Origin of the sequence: Nonomuraea cypriaca, assembly GCF_015645445.1 — a bacterium.
Classification (GTDB): domain Bacteria; phylum Actinomycetota; class Actinomycetes; order Streptosporangiales; family Streptosporangiaceae; genus Nonomuraea; species Nonomuraea cypriaca.
Map to the genome: position 1 here is coordinate 80,661 of NZ_JADOGI010000003.1, position 25,951 is coordinate 106,611.

The 25,951-nt window shown below is 68.9% G+C and carries 21 protein-coding genes; 14 read left to right on the plus strand and 7 right to left on the minus strand.

What is annotated here, in order from left to right; genetic code table 11:
- Positions 1 to 11 precede the first annotated feature (11 nt).
- The 4 genes from ITP53_RS01960 (at position 12) to ITP53_RS01975 (ending at position 7,967) form a co-directional block, all read left to right on the plus strand.
- Positions 12 to 2,054 (plus strand): ThuA domain-containing protein, encoded by a 2,043-nt coding sequence (locus tag ITP53_RS01960; RefSeq protein WP_207755423.1) that lies wholly within the window; start codon positions 12 to 14, stop codon positions 2,052 to 2,054.
- Between the two features lie 313 nt (positions 2,055 to 2,367).
- Positions 2,368 to 2,685, plus strand: a complete 318-nt coding sequence (locus tag ITP53_RS01965; RefSeq protein ID WP_195893520.1) for a hypothetical protein — start codon at positions 2,368 to 2,370, stop codon at positions 2,683 to 2,685.
- A gap of 45 nt (positions 2,686 to 2,730) precedes the next feature.
- On the plus strand, positions 2,731 to 6,906 hold the full coding sequence (locus ITP53_RS59995) for a zeta toxin family protein (RefSeq protein WP_195893521.1): 4,176 nt from the start codon (positions 2,731 to 2,733) through the stop codon (positions 6,904 to 6,906).
- Complete coding sequence (locus tag ITP53_RS01975; RefSeq protein WP_195893522.1) at positions 6,903 to 7,967, plus strand: hypothetical protein; 1,065 nt, start codon at positions 6,903 to 6,905, stop codon at positions 7,965 to 7,967. The genes ITP53_RS59995 and ITP53_RS01975 overlap by 4 nt, the downstream gene beginning before the upstream one ends.
- Here ITP53_RS01975 and ITP53_RS60000 read toward each other — a convergent pair.
- Positions 7,954 to 8,709: a zeta toxin family protein gene (locus tag ITP53_RS60000; RefSeq protein WP_195893523.1), complete on the minus strand. Its 756-nt coding sequence runs from the start codon at positions 8,707 to 8,709 to the stop codon at positions 7,954 to 7,956. The two genes, ITP53_RS01975 and ITP53_RS60000, sit on opposite strands and share 14 nt — an antisense overlap.
- A gap of 236 nt (positions 8,710 to 8,945) precedes the next feature.
- On the opposite strand from ITP53_RS60000, the gene ITP53_RS01985 reads away from it, so the two are divergent.
- On the plus strand, positions 8,946 to 10,253 hold the full coding sequence (locus ITP53_RS01985; RefSeq protein ID WP_195893524.1) for an acetamidase/formamidase family protein: 1,308 nt from the start codon (positions 8,946 to 8,948) through the stop codon (positions 10,251 to 10,253).
- A gap of 76 nt (positions 10,254 to 10,329) precedes the next feature.
- Here ITP53_RS01985 and ITP53_RS01990 read toward each other — a convergent pair whose 3' ends face one another.
- The 4 genes from ITP53_RS01990 to ITP53_RS02005 all read right to left on the minus strand — a co-directional run bounded on the left by ITP53_RS01990 (position 10,330) and on the right by ITP53_RS02005 (position 13,128).
- Entirely contained in the window at positions 10,330 to 10,875 is a 546-nt protein-coding gene (locus ITP53_RS01990) for an LppU/SCO3897 family protein (protein ID WP_195893525.1), read from the minus strand.
- A gap of 156 nt (positions 10,876 to 11,031) precedes the next feature.
- A complete protein-coding gene (locus ITP53_RS01995; protein ID WP_195893526.1) occupies positions 11,032 to 11,643 on the minus strand; it encodes a hypothetical protein in 612 nt (203 codons plus the stop codon).
- A 319-nt stretch (positions 11,644 to 11,962) separates the two neighbouring features.
- Positions 11,963 to 12,274 carry a PepSY domain-containing protein gene (locus ITP53_RS02000; protein ID WP_195893527.1) on the minus strand — a complete coding sequence of 104 codons (312 nt, stop codon included), beginning with the start codon at positions 12,272 to 12,274 and terminating at the stop codon, positions 11,963 to 11,965.
- Positions 12,275 to 12,366: 92 nt separating this feature from the next.
- The gene (locus ITP53_RS02005) at positions 12,367 to 13,128 is read right to left on the minus strand and encodes a FadR/GntR family transcriptional regulator (protein ID WP_207755424.1); all 762 of its coding nucleotides are present in this window, start codon (positions 13,126 to 13,128) and stop codon (positions 12,367 to 12,369) included.
- 173 nt (positions 13,129 to 13,301) lie between these two features.
- On the opposite strand from ITP53_RS02005, the gene ITP53_RS02010 reads away from it, so the two are divergent.
- The 6 genes from ITP53_RS02010 (at position 13,302) to ITP53_RS60005 (ending at position 19,319) form a co-directional block, all read left to right on the plus strand.
- Positions 13,302 to 14,552 (plus strand): ABC transporter substrate-binding protein, encoded by a 1,251-nt coding sequence (locus tag ITP53_RS02010; protein WP_195893529.1) that lies wholly within the window; start codon positions 13,302 to 13,304, stop codon positions 14,550 to 14,552.
- A 75-nt stretch (positions 14,553 to 14,627) separates the two neighbouring features.
- Entirely contained in the window at positions 14,628 to 15,569 is a 942-nt protein-coding gene (locus ITP53_RS02015) for a carbohydrate ABC transporter permease (RefSeq protein ID WP_207755425.1), read from the plus strand.
- Positions 15,566 to 16,381: a carbohydrate ABC transporter permease gene (locus tag ITP53_RS02020; protein ID WP_195893530.1), complete on the plus strand. Its 816-nt coding sequence runs from the start codon at positions 15,566 to 15,568 to the stop codon at positions 16,379 to 16,381. Before ITP53_RS02015 ends, ITP53_RS02020 begins: the two co-directional genes overlap by 4 nt.
- Before the next feature lie 114 nt (positions 16,382 to 16,495).
- Complete coding sequence (locus tag ITP53_RS02025; protein WP_195893531.1) at positions 16,496 to 16,702, plus strand: hotdog family protein; 207 nt, start codon at positions 16,496 to 16,498, stop codon at positions 16,700 to 16,702.
- Positions 16,703 to 16,861: 159 nt separating this feature from the next.
- Positions 16,862 to 18,181: a glycoside hydrolase family protein gene (locus ITP53_RS02030; protein ID WP_195893532.1), complete on the plus strand. Its 1,320-nt coding sequence runs from the start codon at positions 16,862 to 16,864 to the stop codon at positions 18,179 to 18,181.
- A 109-nt stretch (positions 18,182 to 18,290) separates the two neighbouring features.
- Positions 18,291 to 19,319, plus strand: coding sequence for an ATP-binding protein (locus ITP53_RS60005; protein WP_195893533.1), 1,029 nt, complete (start codon positions 18,291 to 18,293; stop codon positions 19,317 to 19,319).
- Positions 19,320 to 19,336: 17 nt separating this feature from the next.
- Here ITP53_RS60005 and ITP53_RS02040 read toward each other — a convergent pair whose 3' ends face one another.
- A complete protein-coding gene (locus tag ITP53_RS02040) occupies positions 19,337 to 21,856 on the minus strand; it encodes an FtsX-like permease family protein (RefSeq protein WP_195893534.1) in 2,520 nt (839 codons plus the stop codon).
- A 3-nt stretch (positions 21,857 to 21,859) separates the two neighbouring features.
- Positions 21,860 to 22,624: an ABC transporter ATP-binding protein gene (locus ITP53_RS02045; protein ID WP_207755426.1), complete on the minus strand. Its 765-nt coding sequence runs from the start codon at positions 22,622 to 22,624 to the stop codon at positions 21,860 to 21,862.
- 207 nt (positions 22,625 to 22,831) lie between these two features.
- On the opposite strand from ITP53_RS02045, the gene metX reads away from it, so the two are divergent.
- From metX to ITP53_RS02060, 3 genes are read left to right on the plus strand one after another with little or no spacing between them, the layout of a single operon-like run.
- Entirely contained in the window at positions 22,832 to 24,043 is a 1,212-nt protein-coding gene (metX, locus tag ITP53_RS02050; RefSeq protein ID WP_195893535.1) for a homoserine O-acetyltransferase MetX, read from the plus strand.
- Positions 24,044 to 24,062: 19 nt separating this feature from the next.
- On the plus strand, positions 24,063 to 25,400 hold the full coding sequence (locus tag ITP53_RS02055; RefSeq protein ID WP_195893536.1) for an O-acetylhomoserine aminocarboxypropyltransferase/cysteine synthase family protein: 1,338 nt from the start codon (positions 24,063 to 24,065) through the stop codon (positions 25,398 to 25,400).
- Positions 25,397 to 25,879: a CoA-binding protein gene (locus tag ITP53_RS02060; protein WP_195893537.1), complete on the plus strand. Its 483-nt coding sequence runs from the start codon at positions 25,397 to 25,399 to the stop codon at positions 25,877 to 25,879. Before ITP53_RS02055 ends, ITP53_RS02060 begins: the two co-directional genes overlap by 4 nt.
- Positions 25,880 to 25,951: the final 72 nt, after the last annotated feature.

Genomic DNA, 25,951 nt, shown 5'->3' on the forward strand with positions numbered 1-25,951 from the left:
TGCTCATGTGCATGGTCACTCCCGTGGCCGCCACCGCCGACGCCGCCGCTTACCAGGTGCTGGTCTTCTCCAAGACGGCCGGCTTCCGGCACGACTCCATCCCGGCCGGTGTCGAGGCGGTCAGGAGCCTCGGCGCGGCCAACGGCTTCACCGTCACCGCCACCGAGGACGCGGCCGCCTTCACCACGGCCAACCTGGCCGGTTACCGGGCCGTGGTGTTCCTCAGCACCACCGGCGACGTGCTGAACGACGGCCAGCAGGCCGCGTTGCAGTCGTACGTGGATGGTGGCGGCGGTTTCGTCGGCGTGCACGCGGCCGCCGACACCGAGTACGGCTGGCCGTACTACGGGCAGCTCGTCGGCGCCTGGTTCAAGAGCCACCCGGCCATCCAGCAGGCGGTGATCAGGAACGAGGACCGGTCGCACCCGGCCACCGCGCATCTAGGGGCGACCTGGACTCGCACGGACGAGTGGTACGACTACCGCACCAACCCGCGCCCCAACGTGAAGGTGCTGCAGACCCTCGACGAGAGCACCTACACCGGCGGCACGATGGGCGCCGACCACCCCATCACGTGGTACCACACTCAGGGCAGCGGCAGATCGTTCTACACCGGCCTCGGCCACACCGTCGAATCGTACGGTGACGGTGATTTCCGGCGGCTCCTGCTCGGCGGCATCCAGTACGCGGCCGGCGTGACCGCCGTACCGTCCGCGATCGAGGGCGAGGCGTACACCTCCGGTCAGGGCGTGCAGATCGCCGACCACGCGCCCGCCAGCGGCGGCAGGACGCTCGGCCATATCGACAACGGCGACTGGTCGGGATACTCCCAGGTCAGCACGGCCAACGCGAGGACCTTCAGCGCCCGGATCTCCTCCGCGGGCGCGGGCGGCACCATCCAGATCCGCTCCGGCTCGGCCACCGGCACCCTGCTCGGCACGGTCGCCGTCCCGGTCACGGGCGGCTGGGAGAGCTTCCAGACCGTCACCACGACCCTGACCGGCACCGGTTCAGGCCCGCTGTTCCTCGTCTTCGCGGGCGGCGCGGGCGCCCTGTTCGACATCGACACCTTCACCCTGAGCACCGAGACGGCGCGGGCGCAGGTCTCACCGAACGTGCATGTCTTCTACTACCCCTGGTACGGCAGCCCGTCCGTGAGTGGCGCCTGGCGGCACTGGCAGCAGGGCGGCCGCACCCCGCCCGCGGACATCGGCGCCGACCTCTACCCCAAGCTCGGCCCCTACGACTCCGGCGACCCGGCCGCGATCGACCAGCACATGCGGTGGATCAGGCAGTCGGGCACGGGCGTGCTCGTCTACAGCTGGTGGGGGCGCGGCGGTTATGAGGACAATGTGGCACGCCAGGTCCTGGACGCCGCCCAGCGCGAGGGCATCAAGGTCGCCTGGCACATCGAGCCGTACGCGAACCGCACCGCGGCGTCCGTCGTGTCCGACATCGCATACCTCAACCAGACCTACGGCTCGCACCCCGCCTACTACCGGCACGGCAACCGCCCCGCCTTCTACGTCTTCGAAAGCCTGAAGATCACCGACTGGACCGCGCTCGACCAGGTCAACGGCGCCAACATCATCCTCGCCCAGACCACCGACACCTCCAAGATCGCGCATTTCTCCGGCATGTACACCTACGACGCGATCGCCGGCGCCACCGCCCCCGGCTGGCAGCAGGCCGCCGCCTACGCCAAGCAGCACGACCTGATCTGGGCGCCGTCGGTCGGCCCCGGCTACATCGACGACCGCGCCGTCCCCGGCAACACGACCCCGACCCTGGCCCGCGACAACGGCGCGACCTACGACAGGGAGTGGACCAACGCCATCGGCACCGCCCCGACCTGGGTGTCGATCACGTCGTTCAACGAATGGCACGAGGGCAGCGTGATCGAGCCCGCCGTCGCCAGGTCCGGATACCAGAGCTTCGACGGCGCGTACGGCAGGACGGGCGCCGCCGCCGAGACCGCGTACCTGGATCGCACGCGCCACTGGGCCGAGCGGTTCCAACCCTTGAACGCACCGGCCAGCCCGTTGCCGAGGTAACGCCGCAGCAGCACGAACAACGCCACGGCCGGCAGCACGAACAGCCGGCCCGTCGCCCACCGCGGCCGGCGTGGGCGGCGGGCGGCCACCAGGCCGGTTACTTCAAAGAATCCAGAAATGCCTTGATTGCGTCCCGGGAAACGTGGTCAAGTCGTCGTCTGAAAATCTTCGTTGGTAAGGGTGGTGAAGTTGGTCAAGCGTGGTGAAGAAGGGGTGTCGCTACCGCCGACCGGCTGCGTGCCCAGCTTCAGGGCGACCTCGGCGCGGCGCTGGGGCACCTCTCCGAGCGATTGCCGGGCAACGAGGTGACCTGATGGCCCAGCCGTTGAGGATCGAGCGCCGACTGGTCGACGACGGCCTGGCGCTCTGGAGCGGCATGGCCGCTGAATTGGAGAGCGCGGTCACCGTCGCTGTCACCCGCATCGAACAACTGCACGCCGCCGCGCCATGGGGCGACGACGCTTCGGCGAGGGAATTTCTGCAGGCGTATATGGCGGAAAACGGGCCTAATGTCCTGATCTCCTGGTCCAAGAGTCAAATCGGCCAGATCATCGACACCGGGACGGCGGTGCGGCAGAGCGTCGACGGCTCGGCCGAGGCGGACGCAGAGGCGTTCACGAGACGGACGTAGCGGTTTGACGGCAGCTCAAGGGCACGGGGGAAGGTCGAGACAGGTGTGGCCATAGACGCGGGAGCGGGCCGCAACGTCAGTTCTCCTGTCACAAGTACGCCCGACAACCTGGACGTCACCATCGGCAGCGAGGGATACGCCGCCGATGTCACCAAGGCATGGGGTGAGAACCTGCCGCCACTGGCCGACGCACTGATCGCACTGATCTCGAGCGGGCGGCTGTGGCCGACGGCCAGCGAGAGCGGTGAGGCGGCGCTGGCTCTCGCGTTCCAGGACCTGGGGACCGCCCTGTCGGCTGCCACCGAACCCCTTGGCAGGGCGAGCGGCAAGATCTTGGACGGGTACGACGGGCCCGCCGCGAATGCCTTCCGCGAGCAGGCGGAGCGGCTAGGTTCAGGTGAGTCAGGGTTGGCCGCGGCGGCCCGGCTGGCGCACGGCTACGCCCTCCAGCACGACAGTTACGCCCGTGAGATCCAGTACGCCAAGCTCTCGATCAACATCGGCTTCTGGGTGACGCTCTCCTCCGCGCTGGTGGCGGCGCTGGCCACGTTCTTCAGTGCCGGTGCCACGGCGCCCTTGCTTGGGCCGTATGCGAGGGTGTTGCGCCGGTTCCTGGATCGGATCTTCACAAGGCTTGACAACGCCGCGAGTGTCCGCTTCGCCGGGGCGGTGACGCCGAAGTTCGGTGCCGTGAATGTTGCCCGCCTCAGCGCCGCGCCGGGGGCGAAAGGGCTGCTCGCCAGGGCTGTTGCGAGCCATGCGCTGAGGGAGGTGCCCGAGGAGGTCGCCGAGGGCCTGCTGATCGACGGGTACGCCCAGGCCGTGCAGCGGCGGCTGGGGACGCGTACCTCGTGGGACGGCAGGCGGACGCTGGCCACGGCGCTCGGCGACGCCGGAGGCGCTGTTCTCGCGTCGCAGATCGCGCGGCCGGTGTCCCGGTTGGTGGGCGGCATGCCGGGAATCAGGGCCCTGAACTCGGCCGCCGGGGACGCGCCTGGAATCCTCAACGCCCTGCGCCGTTACCCTGGTCGAGCCGTCCAGGCGGGGCTGGTCAATGGTGCCGTGTCGCTGCCGGCCGGCTTCATGGCCAACGGGGTCGTGTATGGCCAGTGGGGTCTGGCTTCGCCCGGTGAGGTGCTGGGAAGCATGGTGGCCGGGGCCGGTCGGACGAACACGATCAGTCCGTTCAGCGTCGACGCGGTCAGCGCGATCGCTCACCCGGGAGCCACGTTGGAGGCCGCTGATGCGGCCGCTGCCGCTTCGGACGCGGCACGCGCGCCCGGCAGCGGTACTGCGGGCGGTGCGGCGGCCTTGTCAGGCTCTCCGAGCATATCTTCAGGAACGAACGATACCGCCGGGCCATCGGGCGGTACGGCGAGTGGATCCGGAGGCGGCGGGCCTGCCCCTGCGGCGTCCGCTCCCTTTCCCAACACACTGGCCGACGCGCTCACCGGCGCAGCGGCCCCGGCGCAGCAGACGTCGGCACAGGCCCCGGCACAGCAGGCCCCGGCGCAGCAGGCGGCGTCGGCACAGCAGGCCCCGGCGCACGGGCGGCCGGGCCTCGGTCCGCCCACGTCCCCGGAGCCGTCAACCGGATCGGCCTCGGCGCCTGCCGACTCGACGCCGGCCTCCCGCGGGTCGGGGCCAGGCGTGGAAGGGCCGTCGGCAACAATCGCCGGACCGGCACCAAGCCCGGCAACGACCGCACCGGCGCCAGGCCCGACAACAGGCGGACCGGCAACGACCGCACCGGCGCCAGGCTCGACGACGAGTGGACCGGCAACGACTGCACCGGCGCCGGGCCCGACAACGAGTGGACCGGCGCCAGGACCTTCAGCGGCGGCGGGGCCAGGGCCCACTACCAGCGGCAACGGGTGGCCTTCCCCATCAGCGCAAGCGACACAGGGGCCCGTCGACGGACCGGCGTCCCCTTCCGCACTACAGGCAGCATCCGCCCGTGACAACGTGGTGCCGTCCCCAAGAGAACTCGCCTTGGCGCTCAGCGGCGCTTCTCACCCTCCCCAGCAGGTCACCCCCGGCGATCCGGCGACAGCCGCCCCTTCCGATACCGCTCGATCTCCGCACGGCCACGCAGCACACCAGGCCCCGTCGCAGAACCCTCGGCCCGCACCCGACCATGTGCTCACCGAGGAAGAACACCGGCGGATCTTTCATGAGCGGATCGTGCCCAGCATGCTGTCAGGGGCCACGCGATCCATTGAGCCGACGATGATCGTGGTCGGCGGCCAACCGGGAGCAGGCAAGTCGACCACTATCGCCCGGCTCCATGACGATCTCCAGGACCGGGGCGGCGCCGTACGGATCATCGTCGACGACTACAAGGCTTTCCACCCCGGCTACGACCAGTTGCTCGCGTGGGACGACATCGCCGCCAACGCCCTCATTCAGCCGATCGCCAAGAAATGGCAGTCGATGGCCTTCGACTACGTCATCGAACGACACTACAACGTGATCGTCGAAGCCACCCTGGGCAATCCGGAAGACGCCCGGGAATTCATCCAGCATTTCACGGGCCACGGCTATCGGGTAGAGACCGAGTTCGTCGCGACGGCCGGACCGCAAAGCCGGCTGTCGATCCTCACCCGTTATTTAGGGGAAAAGGTCAGTGAGGGGGCCGGCCGCTTCGTGCCGGCCGGTGACCATGACAGCCGATTCGCTGGATCCGCGGAAACGGCGGCCCAGTTGGAGTCCGACGATCCTCCGGTTCAGGTCGACGCCATCCGGGTCCGGCTTCGTACCGGAGAGACGATCTTCGCCAACGAGCGCGGTCCCGACGGCGCGTGGACCAGCGCGAGAGGCGCTCGAGACGCCCTGCTCACCGAGCGGGAGCGCCCTTGGAGCCGCGCCGAACGGCAGGCCTTCACCCGCCGGCTGAACGACCTGCGCGCCACCCTGGAGAAGCAGCGCCGAGAGCATCCTGACAGCCCCGCGACCTACCGCCGTCTCGCCCAGGAGGCCGACGCCGTCGAGGCGTTGGCGCGGCCGTGGCTGGCCCGCCGGGATTCCCCGGCGATCGAGTGGTCGCTGGACGGAGCCCGGCGATTTGAGAGCAGCCTCGGTGAGGCGCTGTTCCACGATCCCGAGGCGCGCGCCGCGGCGGATCGAACGCTCGCGAAGTTGTTCGACGTTCTCACCGCGGTCCATCGGGAACTGCACCCGGAATCCCCGGCGGACCGGACCGAGCAGGCGTTTTTCAAGGATGATCCGAGCAGTCCGGGCCAGGTCGGGCGCGATGTGATCTCGTTGTCCGAGCTACGCCGCGACGGCAATCTGCGCATGGTGATGACAGCGCTGTACAACGGCGCCTACTTCAGCAAGGACGAGTTCTCGCTGATCGAAACCCTGTATGAGTTGCGAAGCCGGCCGAATTGGCCGGAGACGATGGCGCGCGCCGGCTTGGACGTCTCCCGTTTGGGGCCTGTTCTGGCGGGCCCGCTCACCACCTCGAGGGACATCTTCAAAATCCCGGCACTCGGTACGCACGCCGCCGAGACCGCGGATGTCGTTACGGAGTACCTGGAAAGTCAGTCCGCCAGATGGTCACGCACGGTCGAAGACCGGGAGGCGTTCCGGCGGACACCGCAGGATTTTCTCGATCGCCGAATACCCTTGCATGCCCTCGAACTGGCGGCGCAGCTTCACCATCAATCGGACGCGCCGGAGGCTGGACCTGGTGCGCCCCCAGAGCCGGCCGCTTCGACAGCGATCCGCAACGTGCTGGACGAGCCGGCGGACGAAGACAACTGGTCAAGCCTCTTGGCCAGGTCGCACGACGAGCCCCCGGCTCAGGAGGTCCAGCCGCCGCTGGACTGGGTGCTCGGAACGGCTCGCTACGGAATGCACGCCGATCACCCGTGGTACGAAACGATTTCCGGTGCAGCCGGCCTCCCCCTTACCGCCGGGATATCGGGCACCGCCGCACGGCTCCACTCGATCTTCTGCTGGATACGTCCGGAAGGAGTCACCGAGGAACACTTCGCGCGCGCCCTCCTCGGCTGGATGCTCACCACCGAAGACCATTCCGTCTACGAAATAATTCGCGGCATCGAGGTGGCGTCCCCGCACCTCTTCAAAGGGTCGGCCGACGGATACTCTGATGCCGAGGAGCTGTACGAACGGATTGTCCCGCCAAAGCTCGTTACCGAAATCATCGCTACCATGGGGGCCTCCGGAGACAGGCAGAGGAGAGACCTGTGGTGAATTACCGGTTTCCGCAGCTTGTGGCGAATTGTCACATGATGCTGCTGCGGTTGTCCGGGCGGGTTCCTGACAGCCTGATCGCCGAGGCCAGAGATCGCCTCGTCGCGGAGGACCTGGAGAAGCTGGCCGGCACTGTGACCGCCGCCGTCGTCGAGGGTGGCATAGCACTCGACGAGCGTGACGCCGACCTCCTCGCCGGCCTCCTGACCAGTGCGGGCATGGACCCCACGCCCCTTTCCAGGGTTGCGCGGACGGCGGAAGCACCCCTCCCGGCATGGGAATTCGCCCCTGTGCCGCTGCCGGTGCTGCGTGCCCACGGCGACCGGATCGGCCGTTGCCTCGACCTCACCGGCGATGCGGACAGGGCGCTCGCCGACGGCCTGCTCGACGAACGAGACGCGAGCCTGATCGACTGGGTCGCCCCTCAGCCGGGCATCGTAGGTCTGTGGCGGGCCTGGAGATTCCCGCGTACCGGCTCTCCCCTGGCCGGTGCCCGCCGCGTCCATCTCATCGAGGTCACGCCCGGGACAGACCCGCCTCTCCTGGCCTTGCGCGCCCAGGTCGTGCTCAGCCGGCAAGGAGAGTTGGATCCGCGAGTCGAGGTCTACACCGGCGAACATCCGCTTCCGGCCTACCAGCGGACCGCGCGAGCCTGGTCGTCGCTACTCTGGGCGCCCACCCCGGCACACCGCTTCCGTCACGCGCGGCTGTACGACACCGCCGAGAACGGCTTCCACGTCGATCATCCCCGGATCGGCGACGCGGAGCAGCGGGAGAAGATCACAGGTTATCTCACCTCAGCGACGCTGATCCGTGAGAACACTGTCCGCCGCGACGACATCATGGACCCCTCGCGCCGCGGCGTCGTGCCATGGAACTTCCGGACGGACGGCACGTGGATCTGGTCGGAGGCCATCGCCTATTACCTGCGCGAGCACCGGCTGGCGCCGGCCGCGGACTTCCTCGGCCATCTCACCGCCGCGGTCCCTCGGCCACCGGCGGTGGACACGGTGACGTGGTTCAGGGCCAGAGCGGCGTTGTACCGGTTCACGAAGGCATGAGCACGCGCCAGTCACCATGGCGGCAGTGGTAGCGGAGCATCAGGTGCAGCCTGGACACGGCTTCGGCAGCGGCCATCATCTCCACCTCGACCCGATATCCGGCGTCCAGGAAAACCGCCGCGTAGTCGTTCGCGTCGTCGGGGAGATTCACCCCGACTTCGAGGACCACGTCCACCCGGCGAGCGATGGCCCGCTCAACGGCCAGCGCGCACCAGCCCAGTGCGTCGGTCATCACCCGGTCACCGGCGGCGGGATCATCCTGGACGACCAGTTCCCAGCTGCGCGGATGATAAGCGAGGAACGCCTCCGGGTCGATCGCTTCGCAGTGCGCGCGGGCTCGTGCCGCCCGGCGGACTCGCGTCGTCTTACCGGTGCCCGGAGACCCCGCGACGATGAGCGCGGCCGGGTCCGCGCTGGGCTTCGCGGTATTCAGCATGTCAGGCACGATGTACTCGCGGAAAATGCTGAGGTGCTCTTCCGGGGTGAGCCGGTAGTCATCGGGTGACGAGCGAGGCATGACCTCGAGTGAGCCACCGAGCTCAGTCAACTGGGCGCCGTACGTCGTGATGGCCTGGTCCACAGCCGCCCCGTCGGATGCGTCGAGCGTGAGAAGTTCCCGCAGATAGCCACGCCGGCGCTCGCGCCACCCCGGGCCGGCTTCCGCCGCACTACAACGCGCCATGAGACTGCCGATGATGTCCAGAGCGGCTTCGAAATGCAGCGCCTCATCTCTGCCTGCCACGGCCAGCCTCCGTACATCCCGGTCGACACAAACTAATCCACCTCCTGGCCGAACCTACCCGGCTGAGCGCGCGTGGTGCGCTCGATCTCGGCCTTTGGAGAGCCGGCCCGCTCATGCCCTTCTGCGGCATGCGACGGATCGCCACGCGGGGCAGCGTGGTCCCGACGGAGACACACCGGATTTGCATGACCGTCACGCGGCCGAAACACCGGACGGCCACTGTGGAGCGACCCCCGATGATCACGGGCCGCCCGCGGTGCCGTTGCCGACGATGGGAGTTCAGCATTTCCACCAACCACTGGAGCTCGGCAAGCCGGAGGAGCCTGCTGGCCGCCGGACTGGCCGCGACGTTCACGGCCGGCGTCGCCGCCCCCGCCCAGGCGTCGCCCGGTGACAAGAACGGCCGCGGCGGTCCCAAGCCTGGGAAGTGGGACCATCACCTCAGGTCCACCCCGGACACATTGCACTGGGGCGGCTACCCGATCGGCTGGGAGCCCGGCCTCACGATGAGGTCGGGTGAGACCGTCCGCGTCGACACCCTCTCTCACCAGGGCTTCACCAACCCTGCCAGCCACCCACGCGACTACTTCGGTGCCTTCGGGGTCAAGCCGGACGAGATCCTCGCCGACGGGCTGGCGTTCTGGGAGACGCTGCCCGAGCGCCAAGCCACGGGCAGGCAGTACGGCGGGCACGTCCTGACCGGCCCGATCTACATCGAGGGCGCCGAGCCAGGAGACACCATCGCGGTCGACATTCTCGACATCGACACCCGGGTGCCCTACGGCTTCAACAACACCGCTCCGACCGGCGGTGTCATGGCCACGTTCTACCCCGGCTGGCGCGAGGGCGACGAGGGCCTCGACATACCCGCCGAGATCCCGCCCGATCTTCCGGCCGGTGTCTGGCCCGACGTCCGCACCCACCTCTACCGGACCGGCATGTACCGCGGTGAGGAGGTCGTCTTCTTCGCCGACGACATCATCATTCCGACCCACAAGTTCATGGGGATCATCGCGGTCGCTTCGCCGACAGGCGAGTTCGTCGGCAACACCGAGGACGCGCCGCCGCCGGCCACCGGCGTGCAGAACTCGACGCCGCCGGGCAAGTTCGGCGGCAACATGGACGTCCGCGACCTCAACGTCGGGACGAAGCTCTACCTGCCGGTCTTCCAGCCCGGCGCGCAGGTCTTCATCGGTGACCCGCACAGCTGCCAGGGCGACGGCGAGGTCAGCGGCACCGCCGTCGAGCACTCGCTCGCCGGCACGTTCCGCATCACCCTGATCAAGGACGTGGAAACCGCGCTGCCGTGGGCCGAGACCAAGGATCACTGGATCATGATGGGCATCCACTGGGACCTCGACCGCGCCATGCGGATCGCGGTCGAGAGGACCGTCGACTTCCTCGTCACCACCCAGGGCCTGACCGTCCCGAAGGCCTACTCGTTCGCCTCGATCGCGGTGAACTACCACAACGCCGAGGTCGTCGACCGTACCCAGGTCGTGACCGGCTACATCCCGAAGAGCGTCTTCAAGGGCCGCCGCTGATCCGGCCCCGGCGTACAGCCGGATCTCGGCAACCTGCCTCGAACCAGAAGCGCGGTACGGGCCCACGGATGCGCGGTCACGGCCGGTCGGCGCAGAGCGTGAGCGGGGGGCTGCGGTACACGATCGCGCGCGGCAGCTCGTCAGGGGTCTTGGTCCAGTTCGGAACGTCCTTGCCGCAGACCGAGGCGTCAGCGGACCCATCCGACACCTTGGTGACCTGGTAGGTCGCCGAGGCTCCGCAAGTCACCTTGGACGCCTTGCCGGTGGGGAAGCCGATCTCCTGGTAGAAGCAGTCGCCCTCCTTCGCGTTCAGCGTCAGGCACAGCTGGCTGCGCGATCGGCGGCTGCCGACCTGGACGTATCCGTTGGTGACGTCGTCGCAGCGGCTCGCCTTCTTGATCACCTTGTAGGCGGCCTGCGGGGTGGTGCATGCGACGATGTGGAAGTCGTCCCGGACGGTCTTGCCACCCCTTCCGAGCGCTTCGAGGCAGGACCCGACCTGGGCGTTGCTCGGATCGTCCTCAGGGGCGCAGCCCGCGGCCACGGCGATCAGGAGCACGCAGGCAAGTCCTGTGGTGAGGCGGGCCACAGGACGGTGGCGATCACTCGTGGTGCCGGTCATGGCACGGCAGCCTAGGCCAGTTCGCCGGACACTCCCCCTCATTTGCGGATTCGTCGAAGCGTCCGGCGAAGGCCTGCGCCTCCCGCCTCGTCTCCGGCGAGCTGGTGAACACCGAGTTCTGCCGACACCATCCCGACCGGCATGGCCACCCCGCCGTCAGCGGTGTGCGGCGAAGGGGTCGGCGGCCAGGCGGCGGAACTCCTGGGCGGCCTGCCAGGCGGCACGCGCGTACGGCTCCGGGCGGTGACCAGCCAGGATGGCGTCGGCCAGAGCGTGGAGCCGCACCGGCGAGAACAGGCTGCGCGTGGCGGGGTCGTCGAGCTGAAGGCTGACCACATGACCGGTGCGCGGATCCTGGACCCGGAGCCGAGGGATCAGCCGCCCCGTCGGCGCCGAACCGGCGTTTCCTGCGAAGGACCGCTCGACGACCGAGTCGATCGTGATCAGTGCGGCCTCGGCGAGATCACAACGGCGCGTGGTGAAGGCGGAGCGCACCACCAGCACCGTGCCGTCGAGCCAGGCGGCCGCGCGCAGAATGTCCAGCAGCAGAAAGCCCAGGGAGGCGACGCACAGGAGCGCGACCCCGGCGCAGAGGATGCCCAGCACCGCGGCCAGCCAGCCGGACAGGATGGTGGCGATCCAACCCATGACGAGGAGCAGGAACAGCACCAGGACGCTGGAACACCCGATCAGCGCCTTGAGGCCCCACGAGCGCCCGCCGTGCAGCCGGACGCGCTGCTGACGGCCCATGCCCTCGCTCGACGTCACCTCGGCGAACTCTCCTCAAAGGTAGCCATCGCCTCAACCTACCCGGACTCGACCTGCACGGCCGTGCCGCTCACCAGAACACGGCGGCCGGGAACCCGCCGCGAGCACCACGGCTACGTGAGTACGGCGCGGCAGGCGGGTTCAGGTCGTGGCCGAGTTCTGCAGGCCATCGCGCGGCCAGGTCCTCGCGACGGCGCAGAAGGAGCAGCGCCGCCTCGGTGGAGACGCCCGCCCAGGCCCATCGAGAGTCTCCCGCACCTTGGGCGCGGGGTCTTCGCTGTGGTGAGGGCCGTCGAGCGTGCTCGACGATTGCTGAGGATCAGTCGTCGTAGTCGCGCTTGAACTTCACGATCTTGCCGTTCTTCAGCGACACGTAGACGTCGTACTCCCAGTTGCCCTTGCGGAGTTCGACCTTGCACACCCGGTGGCCGTGCTCCCACTCGCGTTCGGTGTCGGTGACGTGCGCGCCGGGCGCCTTCTTCTTGGCGATCTTGACAGCCGTGGTGCAGTTGATGGCGGTGGCGTCGGTGAGGGCCGTTTGCGGGGCGGCGGCCAGGGCGGATGTGGTGCCGCCCGCCAGCACGACTAAGGTTCCGATTCCCGCGGTGATGATCTTGCTGCGTGTGTTCATGGCCCCAGGTTGCCGATTTCGGTGATAGCGCCGCGCTAGCTAATCGTTAAGGGCGAGATAAGGTGCGGTCGTCTTCGGCCGACCCGCGCCGGTCACGCACCGCCTGGCTCGGCGATCCGCTCCCACATCGACTTCATCTCGGCGAACCCCTGCTCCATGACCCCCACCATGGCCTTCCTGGCCCGCTCTCCGTCGCGCCGCTGGATCGCCTGAGCCACGTCGGTGTGCAGCTGCAAAGCCCGCTCGTCCGGGTAATGAGGCATCAGGTGGTAGTGGTGACGGCCGGCGAGCACCTCGGCGACGATCAGTTGCAGTTCCGCGAACATCTCGTTGCCGGACGCGGCCAGCACCCGTCGGTGAAAGTCGATGTCCAGGCTGAGGAAGCGCGCCTCGTCACCGGCCTTCCCCGCGGCCCACAACTTGGCCCCGAGCCCGACCAACTCGCTCGCCTCGTCGTCGTCGATCCGCTCGGCGGCCAACATGGCGGCGTGCGGCTCGATCGCGGTCCGCAGCTCGCTGATCGAGCGCATCTGCGCCATCCGCCCGTCCGAGGCGAGCCGCCAGCGAATCACCTGCGGATCGAAGACCTTCCACGCCCGGGCGGGCTGGATCATGATCCCGACCCGGCGCCGGGTCTCGACGAGCCCCATGGAGGCGAGCACTCGCAGCACTTCACGGATCACCGAGCGGGAGACCTGGTAGCGGTCGACCAGGTCTTCGATGCTCAGGACGGAACCGGCGGCCACGTCTCCGCTGCAGACGGCGGTGCCGAGGTGGTCGAGGACGCGTGCGTGCAGCCCAGCCTCAGCGGGAGCGTGCCGGGTGGGGGCACCCCGGGAGAAGGACTGGATCACACGATAAAGCATATCAGTTGGAGGTCGGCTCTTGAATAAATCAGCTTTTTTGTCCTAACATCCCGGCATTAAGCCGACGTTACGAGAGTGTGGCGCTCTTCAGGGGGACGGCGACCATGACAGAAAGGCGAGATGGCGTGCGACGTCGATCGATAATCGGTACATCTCTGGCCATGGTTGTGGCCATGGGCCTGTCCGCCTGCGGTGGCGGCGACGGGGGCGACGGCGCCTCCACGACAGTGCGGGTCACCCTGGCCAACCACGTATGGACCGACAACGTCAAGCAGGCGCTGCCCGAGTTCGAGAAGCAGACCGGGCTCAAGGTCGAGATCACCCAGCTCGGCGAGGACCAGCTCTCGGACCAGTACAACGTCAAGCTGAACGCCGGCTCGTCCGACATCGACGTGATGATGTACCGCCCCCTGCAGGAGGGGAAGCTCTTCGCCAAGAACAAGTACCTGGCCGACCTGTCCGCCCAGGTCAAGTCCGCGGCCTGGGACTTCTCCGACTTCCAGGGCGGCCCGGTAGAGGCCACCGCGTACGAGGGCAAGCCGGTCGGTGTCCCGATCATCACCGAGCAGGAGGTCCTCTACTACCGCAAGGACCTGCTCGATGAGGCCGGCCTGAGCGCCCCGCCGAAGACCCTCGACGAGCTGAAGGCCGCCGCCGCCAAGGTCAAGGCGGCCGAGCCGGATGTCGCCGGCTTCGTCGCCCGTACCGGCAAGTCGGCGGCGGTCACCCAGTTCTCCAGCTTCCTCTACAGCTTCGGCGGCGACTTCGTCGACAGCGGTGGCAAGGCCGCGGTCAGCAGCGACGCGGCCAAGCAGGCATACGCACTCTACGGCGGGCTGATCAAGGACTCCGGCCCGGCGAACGTCAGCACCGACATGGGCTGGCCCGAGGCGATGGCCATCTTCACCCAGGGCAAGGCCGCCTTCTACACCGAGGCGAACTCCCTCTACAAGAACGCCACCGACCCGGCCAAGTCCAAGGTCTCGGACCAGGTCGGCTTCGCGCCGTTCCCGGCGGGCCCGGCCGGTTCGAAGCCGTACAACATCCCGTCGTGGGCACTGGGCATCAACGCCGGCTCCGAGAACACGGACAACGCCTGGAAGTTCATCGAGTGGGCCACCAGCAAGGAGCAGACGCTCGCTCAGCAGAAGTCCGGCGTGCCGGGCGCCCGCAGCTCTGTCTGGGCCGACCCGGAGGGCATCTCGACCTTCCCGGAGGACCTGGCGGAGGCCATCGAGGCCAGCACCAAGGCGGGGGTGGGTCATGACCGGCCGCTGGTCGTGAAGGTCGCCGAGGCCCGCGAGATCGTCGGACAGCCGCTCGTCGACGCGATCACCGGCAAGGACGCCGGAGCGGCCGCGGACACGGCCAACGCCATGTTCCAGAAGTTCCTGGACGACGAGGCCAGGTAAGCGGCACACGCGGGTGGCGGGACAGAGCGCCCGTCTCCCGCGTACCCCGCAGGCCCGCCCATCCCTGGAGACCTCATGGCAACGATCACCACCAAGCCGCCGCGCAGCACCCCCGCCGCCCCCGATACGCCGGGCTGGGTGCGCTGGGTCAATGACCACCGCAAATGGCTCTTCGCCGCGCCCGCGATGACCTTCGTCGCCGCGCTGCTCGTGTTCCCGCTGGCCTGGACCGCCTATCTCAGCCTGACCGACGCCGAGGGGTCCGTTCGCGCGGAGAGCGAGTTCGTGGGGTTGGCGAACTACCTGGACGTCCTCTCTGACACCGACCGGTTCTGGCCCGCCGTGGGACGGACGGCCACCTTCACCGTCGTCGCGCTGCTGTTCGAGGTGGTCCTCGGGATGGCGATCGCTCTCCTGCTCTGGCGGCCGTTCAAGGGGCAGAGGTGGGTCCGGGTCGCCATCCTGCTGCCGCTCGTCGCCACCCCGGTGGCAGTCGGCATGATGTGGCGGCTCATCTTCGACCCGAACATCGGCCTGGCCAACCAGGTCCTGGGCTGGTTCGGCATCGGGCCACAGCCGTGGCTCGCCGGCCAGTACTCGGCGCTGCCCACCACGATCTTCATCGACGTGTGGCAGTGGACGCCGATGGTCGTGCTGATCCTGCTCGCCGGGCTCACCTCGCTGTCGGACGAGCCGCAGGAAGCGGCGCGCATCGACGGCGCCAGCACGTGGCAGCGTTTCCGGCACGTCACGCTGCCGCTGCTGATGCCCACGCTGACCGTGGCGATCCTGCTGCGCGGCATCGACGCGCTGAAGACCTTCGACATCCTCTACGCCACCAAGGGCCGTGGCGGCGGTTCGTTCCACGAGGTGGAGACCCTCAACGTGTACGCCTACGGCCTCAGCTTCGACTACAACGAGTACGGCGTCTCCTCCACCGTGCTCATCATCTTCTTCCTGATCATCATTGGGGCGATGTGGGCCCTGACCGCCCGGCGCAAGGAGGCGCAGCGATGAAGCCCCGGCCCGCGTACCGGATGTTCCGGGTGGTGGCGCTCACCTTCGTGATGCTCATGCTGCTCGCGCCGCTGATCTGGATGATCGCCGCGTCGTTCAAGACCAACGTCGACATCTACGACCCGGGCAAGGCGCTGGCGTTCTCGCCCACCATGGACAACTACGCCAAGGTGCTCCAGCAGGCGAACTACGTCGAGTTCATCGTCAACAGCCTCTGGGTGGCGTTCGCCGCCACCGTGGCGTCGTTGATCCTCGGCCTGCCGGCCGCGTACTCGATGAGCCGGTTCAACATGAAGAAGTCCGCGCTGGTGGTGCTGATGGCCCGGGTCATCCCCGGCGTCTCGCTCCTGGTGCCCTGGTATTACGTCTTCTCCAACCTGAAGATGGTCGGGGGCTTCGGTGTGCTGATCATCAGCCACATGTTCGTCTCGCTGCCGCTGGTGGTCTACATCATGATGGGCTACTTCGACAGCCTGCCCGAGGACCTGGAGGAGGCGGCGCTGGTCGACGGGCTGACCCACATCGGCGCGTTCCGCCGCATCACCCTGCCTCTGTCCGTGCCGGGTATCGCCACCGCCGGGATCCTGTCCTTCATCTTCTCCTGGAACAACTTCATGTTCGCGCTCGTGCTCTCCGACGCGGACACCAAGACGCTGCCCGTGGCGATCTTCGACTTCGTCGGCTACGCCAGCATCGACTGGGGCGGCCTGATGGCCGCGACCACCGTGGTCACCCTGCCGATCATGCTGATCGCCCTGTTCGTGCAGAAGTACGTGGTCTCAGGCCTCACCGCCGGCGCGACCAAGGGCTGACCGGCATGACGACCTTCGCCCAGACGTCGCAAACGGCAGCCACCACGCCGAAAGCACGCGCAGCCGGCGAACGCCAGGGCAGGCCGGTGTGATGGAGTTTCGTGCGGATGGTCAGTGCGTGGACGGCGACAGGTGGGCGCGTTCTCCCTGAGCACCGATGCATGGGAGGGCCCCTTCGGCGGGCCGATCGCGCACGGGCACCTCACGCTCTCGCTGGTGCCGCACCTCCTCACCATGGCGCCCTCCTGGAACGGGCCACGGAGCCCGGTCGGCAGCCGGGGGGCCGACCACGTCAAGCTCTTCGACGGGGCTGAACGATAACGATTAGCTGTGAACCCTGCTCCCGATGCGCCTCTCACGCGCGACCCATGGAACCCTCAAGGCGGCATGACGATGGCAAGGATCGGATGGGGATCGGTGGTATCGACTAACGGGGGATCGACTTGGCGGCGGCTCGGCCGGCTGACAGCCTCGGCCGCGGTGGTCACCGCCATGGCGCTGGCCGCGGCGAGCTGCGGGGTCGCCGACCCGGACGAGCCGGGGGTGCCTGTCGTGCGGCAGTCCTCGGCCGCGCCGCAGGCGGCGACCGAGAGCGAGATCGGCGTACCCCCTGCGGTGGACCCCGGGTGGCCGCGCTGGGGGTTCACGCATACGGGTGTCAGCGCCAACAACATCACCCCGCGGTTCGAGCGGGACGTGGCCCGGTCGCTGGCCCGGACACCGATGTTGCAGAACCAGCACATCATGGGGTTCGGCGCGCTCAACCCGGAGCCGTACCCGGGGCAGTACTTCTGGGAGGACCTCGACAGCCGGCTGAACCTGATGCAGGAGTCCGGCGGCACGCAGATCATCACGCTCTGCTGCGCCCCCGACTGGATGAAGGGCGGCCCAGAAGGCCCGACCGAGGAGTCGGCGTGGGACGAGCACCTGGAGGACGCCCCCTACCCCGAGCACTACGACGACTTCGCCAGGCTGGCGGCGACCGTCGCCAGCAAGTACAAGGACGTCAAATACTTCATGGTCTGGAACGAGTTCAAGGGCTTCTGGAAGGACCACTCCAAGCCCGCGAACTTCAAGGGCTACACGGAGTTGTACAACAAGGTCTACGACGCGGTGAAGGCGGTCCGGCCCGACGCCAAGATCGGCGGCCCGTACCTCGGCTTCGACAGCAACAGCAGCGGCGAGTCCGAACTGCGGGGGCCGTGGGGAGTGGTGAACCAGAACGCCATCGACGCCTTCGAGTACTGGTTCAAGAACAAGAAGGGCGCCGACTTCATCGTGGTCGACGGCGCCTCGCCCACCGACGCGCATGAGTTGCTGCCCGACGAGTTCGGGGCGCTGGCCAAGTTCGGCGCGGTGACCAAGTGGCTGCGCGAGAAGACCGGCGACCTGCCGGTCTGGTGGTCGGAGTGGTATTTCGTGCCCGAGGACGGCACCACCTGGCCGGAGAACAAGCGGCTCGCGGTCCAGGCCGCCTCGATGATCGAGTTCGCCGAGAGCGGCGCCGCGACCGCGCTCTACTGGAACCCGCAGACCAAGGAAGGCCCCTGCGAGGGCTGCCTGTGGGACTCGCGGACCGGAGCGGAGATGCCGACGGGACAGCTGGTGAGCAACTTCACCAAGTGGTTCCCCGCCGACGTCAAGGTGGAGCAGGTCACCTCCTCCGACCCGGACGTCCGGGTGCTGGCGCAGCCGCAGCAGCTCCTGCTGGTCAACACGACGGATTCCGCGGTCACCACGACGGTGGACGGCAAGGAGTTCGCCCTCCAGCCGTATGAGATCAGGTGGAGCGGCCGGTAGCCTGCGCCGTGCCAGATAGCAAGACGGCCACCTCTGTGATGGCTGATCCCTCATTGTGTGATGAAACGATGACAATGCGGTTGACCACCGGATTCGTCTGATACGGATCATGCAACCGACGAACCCCTCCCCTGACTCCTCGTTTCCCCAAGTCACCACTGGCCGCCGCCGCGCCGGAGCGATCGTGGCCGTCGCGGTCGCGGCCACGCTGGCGGCCTGCGGCGTATCCACGACTGCCGCCCCCGGCGACGGACCGGCCGCGGCGGACGCGACGGCCCAGCACGCCGATCAGGCCGCAACCGGCGTCAAGGTTTTGTGGATGGGCGACTCCATCGCGGGCGCGGAAGCCCCGGCCCTGGATGCCGCGCTGAAGGCCAGCGGTGTGCGGTTCAAGAACGCCACCTCCGACGGCGGCGGCGGCAACATCGTCGCCGGTGATCACCCGGTGACGGCCATGGCGGCCAAGGACGCCTGGAAGAGGCTGAGGGAGAACCTCGCCTCCTTCCGGCCGACGCTGATCGCGTACCAGATCGCCACCTATGACTGGGGCACGCCCGGCCAGCAGTTGGCGGCCTACCAGAAGCTCTCCCGGACGGCGGAGGACGCCGGTGCCCAGCTCGTCCTGGTGTCCGCCCCGCCGTTCAAGATCGACGAATTCTTCGAGCCCCACGAGGGCGCGATCAAGAGCGCGCCCGCGATGGCCGCCAAGGTCGCTGACGTTCGCTACCTGGATGCCTCCGAGCTGTGGGGGAACGACTACGCCGCCGGCAGGGCCCAGCGTGCCAATGACGGGATCCACTCCTGCCAACAGGGGTCGGCGGCCTTCGCCACCTGGTTAGGCAACGCGCTACGACACGGCGGTACGCCGGTATCGGTGCTCGTCCAGGTTCGGGCCGATGCCGACCAGATCGCCGTCACCGTCTCCGACGACGGGCCCGGCATCCCCGCCGACCTGCTGCCCCACGTCTTCGACCGCTTCACCAAAGGTGACGTCGCCCGTACCCGCACCGATGCCAGCGGCCTGGGCCTGGCCATCGCCACCGAGAACGCGCGCCTGCACGGCGGCACTCTCACTGCGGCCAACGCCCCCCGCGGCGGAGCCATCCTGACCCTCACCCTGCCGCGGAACCCACCATGAGGAACGCCGGCACATCTCTACTCGCGGATGCCGATGCCCTCGACCGGCGGGGTGCGCATGAGCCGGCCGATCGGCAGCACCGTGGCGACCAGCGCGAGCACGACGGTTCCGCCGATGATGGTGACCCAGCCCAGGGCCGGGACGTACGGGATGGGCTCTCCGGCGATGGCGTTGACGATCGAGGAGAGGGTGACCGTTGCGATCGCGACGCCGATCGTGAGTGCCACGCCCAGTAGGGCGGCCTGTTCGGCGTGGGCCATCCGTCTCACCTGGCCGCGGGTCATCCCGACCAGGCGCAGCAGGGACAGCTCCCGGGTCCGGGCCAGGGCGGCCATGATCAGGGTGTTGGCGGCCGCGAGTACCGCGTACCCGACCAGCACGGCGACCAGCAGCTTGTTCAGCCAGGCGCTGATCGCCAGATCTTGGGCGAGTTCGCCGGTGAGCCGGTCCGTGCCGGTCACGGTGCTCGCCGGGTATTCACCCGCGAGCCTGGTCAGGGCGGTGCCGACGGCGGCACCTGGTGCGGTGCGGATCAGGACATGGTCGTCGAGACCGGTCACGGTGTGCCCGGCGAGTGTCTCGGTGTTCAGGGTGACCTCGCCGAACCCGAAGCCCCGGTCGTAGATGGCGACGACCCGCAAGGTGACCGGCGTGCCGTCACCGAGCCACAACCGCGCGTCGTCGCCGATCTCCCAGCCCGACGACTGCGCCCGTGACGCGGACACCGCCACGGTGGCGCCGTGCAGATCGGCGAGGCTTCCCGACCGTACTCCCAGGTCCATGGTCCGTTCCGCCCCCTGCGGATCGATGCCCTGCGCAACCACAGCCTGACCACCGAACTCCATGGGCACGACCACGGAAGTGCGGCGCACCCCGGTCGCGGCCAGCACCCCCGGGATCAGGCGGGCCTTCTCCGTGGCGGACACGGGCAGGCCGACGCGGCCGACCAGCGCGTGCTGGGCGAGTGTCCCGTCCTGGCTCTGGATCACCGTCTGGCGCTGCAGGTTGTCCTGCAGGAACCAGACGGTGCCGCCGAACCCGACGGACAGGACCAGCGCGGTCAGCACGGCGACCATTCCGCGCGCGTTCGCCCGCAGGTTCGCGGCGGCGAGGTACCCGCTGTCGCCCCAGACGGTTCGCAGGACCGGCGCGAGTAGCCGCGCGGCGGCCTGGTTGATCCACGGGGCCAGGAGCGCGACCGCCAGCACGAACGTGTACAGCATTCCCACCGCGGCGCCCATTGCGGTCTCACCGCTGGTGCTGCCGGTGAGGCCGATCATGCACACCGCGCCGACGAGGAGGGCCAGGCCGCAGACGCCCCGGACCTTGCCCCCCGTCGCGGGTTCGACGGCGGCCTCACCGAGCGCCTCGGTAGGCCGGATCCGGGTGGTGCGCGAGGCCGCGATCCAGGCGGACAGCAGCGCGACGGCGGCCACCGCGGCGATCACCGCCAGCGCGGACAGGACGCCGCCGCGCACCGTGAAGGTGTCGGGGACGAACCCGCGGGTCACGAGTTCGTCCCGGATCCAGGCGGTGGCGGCCAGTCCCGCCGGGACGCCCACCGCCACGGCGAGCAGGCTGAGCAGGCCCACCTCGCCGAGGATCAGGAGCCGCACCTGGCCCGGGGTCGCCGCGATCGCCCGCAGTAGGGCGAGGTCGCGGCGGCGGTGCCGGACCGACAGTCCGACCGTCGCGGCGATCACGAAGCCGATGATCATCGCGGCATAGCCACCGAACGCGCCACCGGCCTGCACGGCCAGGTCCCGTGCGGCGGCCGCCTCGGGCTGTTCCGCCAGCCCCCGCTCGGCGCCCGTGTACGTCTTCGCCCCCGCCTCGGCCGCGACCCGGCGCACCTCGGCGACCACCGCCGACCGATCGGCGCCCTGCGCGGCGAGGACGCCGATCGCGTCGAAGCGGCCACGGTGCGGGTCGAGCCGGGCCGCCTGCGCGTCGGTGAAGAACAGCACCGCTCCCGGCCCTCGCGTGCCGGCCGCCTCCACGACGCCGCTCACCCGGAACCGGTGAACGGCCCCACCGGTGACGATCTCCGTGGTGACACCGGGACGCAGCCGTCCGGCGGTGGCGAGCCGGGCGTCGACGGCGATCTCACCAGCGGACCGCGGCGCCGTGCCGGACACGATCCGGTACGGGGTGAGCGCCGCGCTCGCCCAGCCGTGGCCGGTGGCGGGCACGTTCGATGCCGCGACCGCGATCGAGTGATCTCCCACCGCGCTCGCCACACCGGGCACCTGGGCGAGCAGGCGGACCAGCGATTCCGGGACACCGCCGCGCTCGGGCAGCACCACCGTGGTGGACTCGCTCTCCCCGAACATCTCCGGCCCGGCCACCGTGAGGTCCCGTTGGGCGACGACGGCGGTCGCCTCGCCGTACCGCTCCGGCAGGCCCTGGTACTGCAGCCCCGATTCCACGAGAAGCGCGCACACTGTCAGGATCATGGCGCCGGCACTGAGCGCCATGAAGGTCGCCACGAAACCGCCTTTACGAAAGCGCAGCATCTGCGCGGCCAGTCGGAGCATGGTTCAGCCCTCCTGGCTCGCGACGGGCTGCCGGCGGCCGAGCTGCGCCAGCTGTTCGGCGATCCGCTGGACCCCGGGCTGCGGCATGTCCTGCACGATCCGGCCGTCGGCGAGGACCATGACCCGGTCGGCGTAGGACGCGGCGCCCGGATCATGGGTCACCATGATGACGGTCTGCCCGGACTCGTCGACCGCTGAGCGCAGCAGGGCCAGCACCTCCGCCGCGCTCTGTGTGTCGAGCGCCCCGGTCGGTTCGTCGCAGAAGATCACCTCGGGCCGGGTGACGAGTGCCCGGGCGATCGCCACCCGCTGCTGCTGGCCGCCGGAGAGCTGCGTCGGCCGGTGCCGGAGCCGATCCCCCAGGCCGACCCGTCCGACCACCTCGGTGAGCCATGCCGGGTCCGGTCGGCGGGCGGACAGCCGCGACGGCAGCAGGATGTTCTCCTCCACGGTGAGCGCACCCACCAGGTTGAACGCCTGGAACACGAAGCCGACCCGGCTGCGGCGCAGCTTGGTCAATTCGTTCTCGGACATCGACGACAGGTCGGTGGCGCCGATCCGGACCCGGCCCGAGGTGGGCCGGTCCAGGCCGGCCGCGCAGTGCAGCAGGGTGCTCTTGCCGGAGCCTGACGGCCCCATCACCGCCGTCATCGTCCCGCGGAAGAACCGGGCGTCGACATCGTTCAGGGCCACGACAGACTGACCGTCCCCGTACGTCTTGCTGACACGTTCGACGCTGACGGCGTCATCGGTCATGGTCATGGACATGGCGAGTACCTTCCACGGAGAGCCCTTTTCGACGGCTCCCGACCCTAGGTAGCTCACCGGGCCCGCAACAATGCAGCCAGTTACCCACGCGTGGTAGTGCAGGCGCTACCACGCGCTCCCCGGCCGTACGGCACCCGCTGCCGCCCGGCAAGCCGCAGGACCTGCACGGATGACGTCATCGGCAGGCGCAGGGCTACCATAGGCTCCATGTCGCAGCCAGCCCCGACACTCGCTCCCGGCTCAGTCGGCACGGTGGAGACGCAGTACCTCGACCTGCCGCAGCCGGTACGGCTCGACTGCGGGCGGGAGCTGCACCCGGTTCGCGTGGCGTACGAAACCTACGGTGCCCTCTCACCGCGGCGCGACAACGTCATCCTGGTGTGCCATGCGCTCAGCGGCGACGCCCATGCGGCGGGCTTCGCGAAGGCGCCGCCCGAGGAGAGCACGCGCGACGGGTTCGGATCCGAGGATCGCGACGGCGCGGGCCGCAAGGGACTCGGCTGGTGGGACGGGATGATCGGCCCCGGCAAGGCGTTCGACACCGACCGCTTCTTCGTCGTCTCCACGAACCTGCTCGGCGGCTGCCGCGGCACGACGGGTCCGTCGTCGATCGATCCGGCGACGGGCAAGCCGTACGGGTCGGACTTCCCCGTGATCACTGTCGCGGACATGGTACGAACCGAGCGCGCGTTACTTGACGCACTGGGCATCGAGCGGCTCGCGGCGGTGGCAGGGGGCTCGCTCGGCGGGATGCAGGCGCTCGAGTGGGCGATCCTGTTCCCTGACCAGGTCGATGCCGTCGTGTCGATCGCCAGCACGCACGCCCTCCACCCTCAGGGTGTGGCCTGGAACGCGATCGCGCGCGACGCGATCATGCGCGACCCGGCCTGGCAGGGCGGCCACTACCACGGCACGGGCCGCTCGCCCGATGCCGGCATGGGTGTGGCGCGGATGGTCGGCCACATCACGTACCTGTCCGCGCCCGCGCTGAGCGAGAAGTTCGGCCGGCGGCTGCAGTTCGCCGACGACATCCGCTACACGATCGACGAGCCGGAGTTCGAGGTGGAGAACTACCTGCGCCACCAGGCCGACTCGTTCGTCAAGCGCTTCGACGCCAACACCTACCTCTACACCTCGCGCGCGCTGACGTATTTCGATCTCGCACGGCAGCATGGCGGCGGATCGCTGGCGCAGGCGCTCGAAGGCGTTTCCGCGCGGACGCTGCTGATGGCGTTCAGTTCCGACTGGCTGTACCCGCCGTCCGCGTCGAAGGAGATCGAGGAGGCGCTTCGCGCCCTCGGCAAGCCGGTCGAGCTCCATGTGATCGAGGCGATGTACGGCCACGACTGCTTCTTACTGGAGGAAGCGCGGCAGACCCCCATCATCCGCCGGTTCCTGGCCCAAGGCGGGCCTGGATGACATCGAGGAAGAGACCTTCGTGACCGACCAGCCTTCCCGTACCGAACAAGCCCGCGCGTTCGGATTCGAGACACGGCAACTGCACGCCGGGCAACGACCCGACCCGAACACCGGCGCACGTGCGGTGCCGATCTTCCAGACGACCAGCTACGTGTTCGAAGACCCGGAATCCGCGGCGGCGTACTTCAATCTGCAGGAGTACGGGAACACCTACTCGCGGATCATGAACCCGACCGTCGCGGTGTTCGAGGAGCGAGTGGCGAACCTCGAGGGCGGCGCCGGCGCGGTGGCCTTCGCCAGCGGGATCGCCGCGCAGGCGGCCGCGCTCTTCACTCTGCTGCAGCCGGGCGACCACGTCGTCTCGTCCTCGGCGCTCTACGGCGGGACGGTGAACCAGCTCAAGCACCTGCTGCGCAAGATGAGCGTGGAGCTGACCTGGGTCGATCCCGACGACCCGGACGCGTGGCGGCAGGCGGTCCGCACGAACACCAAGGCATTCTTCGGCGAGACGATCGGCAACCCCGCCGGGAACGTGCTGGACATCGAGACCGTGGCGGCCATCGCGCACGAGCACGAGCTGCCGCTGATCGTGGACAACACGTTCGCGACGCCGTACCTGTGCCGCCCGATCGAATGGGGCGCCGACATCGTGATCCACTCGGCTACCAAGTTCATCGGCGGCCACGGCACGAGCATCGGCGGCGTCGTCGTCGAGGCCGGCACGTTCGACTGGTCCAACGGGCGTTTCCCCGTGGTCGCGGATCCGTCGCCGGCCTACCACGGCCTGCGATTCCACGAGACGTTCGGGTCGTACGGCTATCTGATGAAGCTCCGGGCCGAAACCCTGCGCGATCTCGGCGGCGCGCTCGCACCGCTCAACGCCTTCCTGTTCCTGCAGGGGCTCGAGACACTGTCGCTGCGGATGGAACGCCACGTCGAGAATGCGCGGGCGGTCGCGACGTTCCTCGAGTCGCACGAACTGGCGTCGAACGTGACCTACCCCGGCCTGCCCGGGAGCAGGTACCGGCCGCTCGTGGAGAAGTACTTGGCGCGCGGTGCCGGCGCGGTGTTCTCCTTCGACTGCGCCGGTGGCCGGTCCGGCGGGCAGGGCCTCATCGGCGGCGTGACGCTCTGGTCGCACCTGGCGAACGTCGGCGACGCGAAAAGCCTGATCATCCACCCCGCCAGCACGACGCATCGTCAGCTCGGCGACGACGAACTGCGGGCGGCCGGCGTCGGGCCAGGAACGGTGCGGCTGTCAGTCGGTACCGAGTCCGTCGAGGATCTGATCTGGGATCTGGAGCAGGGTTTCGCCCGCGTCGCCGCGACGATGGGCAAGAAGGTGGAGACGGTATGATCGATTTGGAGCGATACCAGGACCCGTTGACGATTCAGCGCGTGCTCCACAGCGCCAGGACGATCGCGATCGTGGGCCTGTCGAAGAACGAGCTACGAGCCAGCTACTTCGTCGGCTACTACCTCAAGCGGCACGGCTACCGGGTGATCCCGGTGAATCCCCGCGAACCGGAGATTCTCGGAGAGACCAGCTACGGGAGCCTCCTGGACGTACCCGTGCCGGTGGACGTTGTGAATGTCTTCCGCGCGCCGGACGCACTGCCGGGGATCGCGCGGGAGGCGGTGGAGATCCACGCCGGCGTCCTCTGGTGCCAGTTCGGCGTGATCAACGAGGAGGGCGCACGAATTGCCGAGGACGGCACCCTGACGGTGATCAAGGACCGCTGCATGAAGATCGAGCACGCGCGCTATGTGGGCCGGATGCACTGGCTCGGCTTCAACACGCAGCGCATCACGTCCGTCCGCGCCGGGCTCCAGTAGCCGACGAGGGGACGGAGACAGGTCCTGGCACACGGATGGCCGATCGCCACCGGCGTCACCGAGGACGCCCGC

Excerpts from the sequence above, each read along its gene's own strand:
- ITP53_RS60005 (WP_195893533.1), top strand. The coding sequence starts at position 18,291 with ATGCAACCGACGAACCCCTCCCCTGACTCCTCGTTTCCCCAAGTCACC.
- ITP53_RS02015 (WP_207755425.1), top strand. The coding sequence starts at position 14,628 with ATGGCAACGATCACCACCAAGCCGCCGCGCAGCACCCCCGCCGCCCCC.
- metX (WP_195893535.1), top strand. The coding sequence starts at position 22,832 with ATGTCGCAGCCAGCCCCGACACTCGCTCCCGGCTCAGTCGGCACGGTG.
- ITP53_RS02020 (WP_195893530.1), top strand. The coding sequence starts at position 15,566 with ATGAAGCCCCGGCCCGCGTACCGGATGTTCCGGGTGGTGGCGCTCACC.
- ITP53_RS01960 (WP_207755423.1), top strand. The coding sequence starts at position 12 with ATGGTCACTCCCGTGGCCGCCACCGCCGACGCCGCCGCTTACCAGGTG.
- ITP53_RS01985 (WP_195893524.1), top strand. The coding sequence starts at position 8,946 with ATGATCACGGGCCGCCCGCGGTGCCGTTGCCGACGATGGGAGTTCAGC.
- ITP53_RS01965 (WP_195893520.1), top strand. The coding sequence starts at position 2,368 with ATGGCCCAGCCGTTGAGGATCGAGCGCCGACTGGTCGACGACGGCCTG.
- ITP53_RS02040 (WP_195893534.1), bottom strand. The coding sequence starts at position 21,856 with ATGCTCCGACTGGCCGCGCAGATGCTGCGCTTTCGTAAAGGCGGTTTC.
- ITP53_RS02060 (WP_195893537.1), top strand. The coding sequence starts at position 25,397 with ATGATCGATTTGGAGCGATACCAGGACCCGTTGACGATTCAGCGCGTG.
- ITP53_RS02045 (WP_207755426.1), bottom strand. The coding sequence starts at position 22,624 with ATGTCCATGACCATGACCGATGACGCCGTCAGCGTCGAACGTGTCAGC.
- ITP53_RS01990 (WP_195893525.1), bottom strand. The coding sequence starts at position 10,875 with ATGACCGGCACCACGAGTGATCGCCACCGTCCTGTGGCCCGCCTCACC.
- ITP53_RS02000 (WP_195893527.1), bottom strand. The coding sequence starts at position 12,274 with ATGAACACACGCAGCAAGATCATCACCGCGGGAATCGGAACCTTAGTC.
- ITP53_RS02010 (WP_195893529.1), top strand. The coding sequence starts at position 13,302 with ATGGTTGTGGCCATGGGCCTGTCCGCCTGCGGTGGCGGCGACGGGGGC.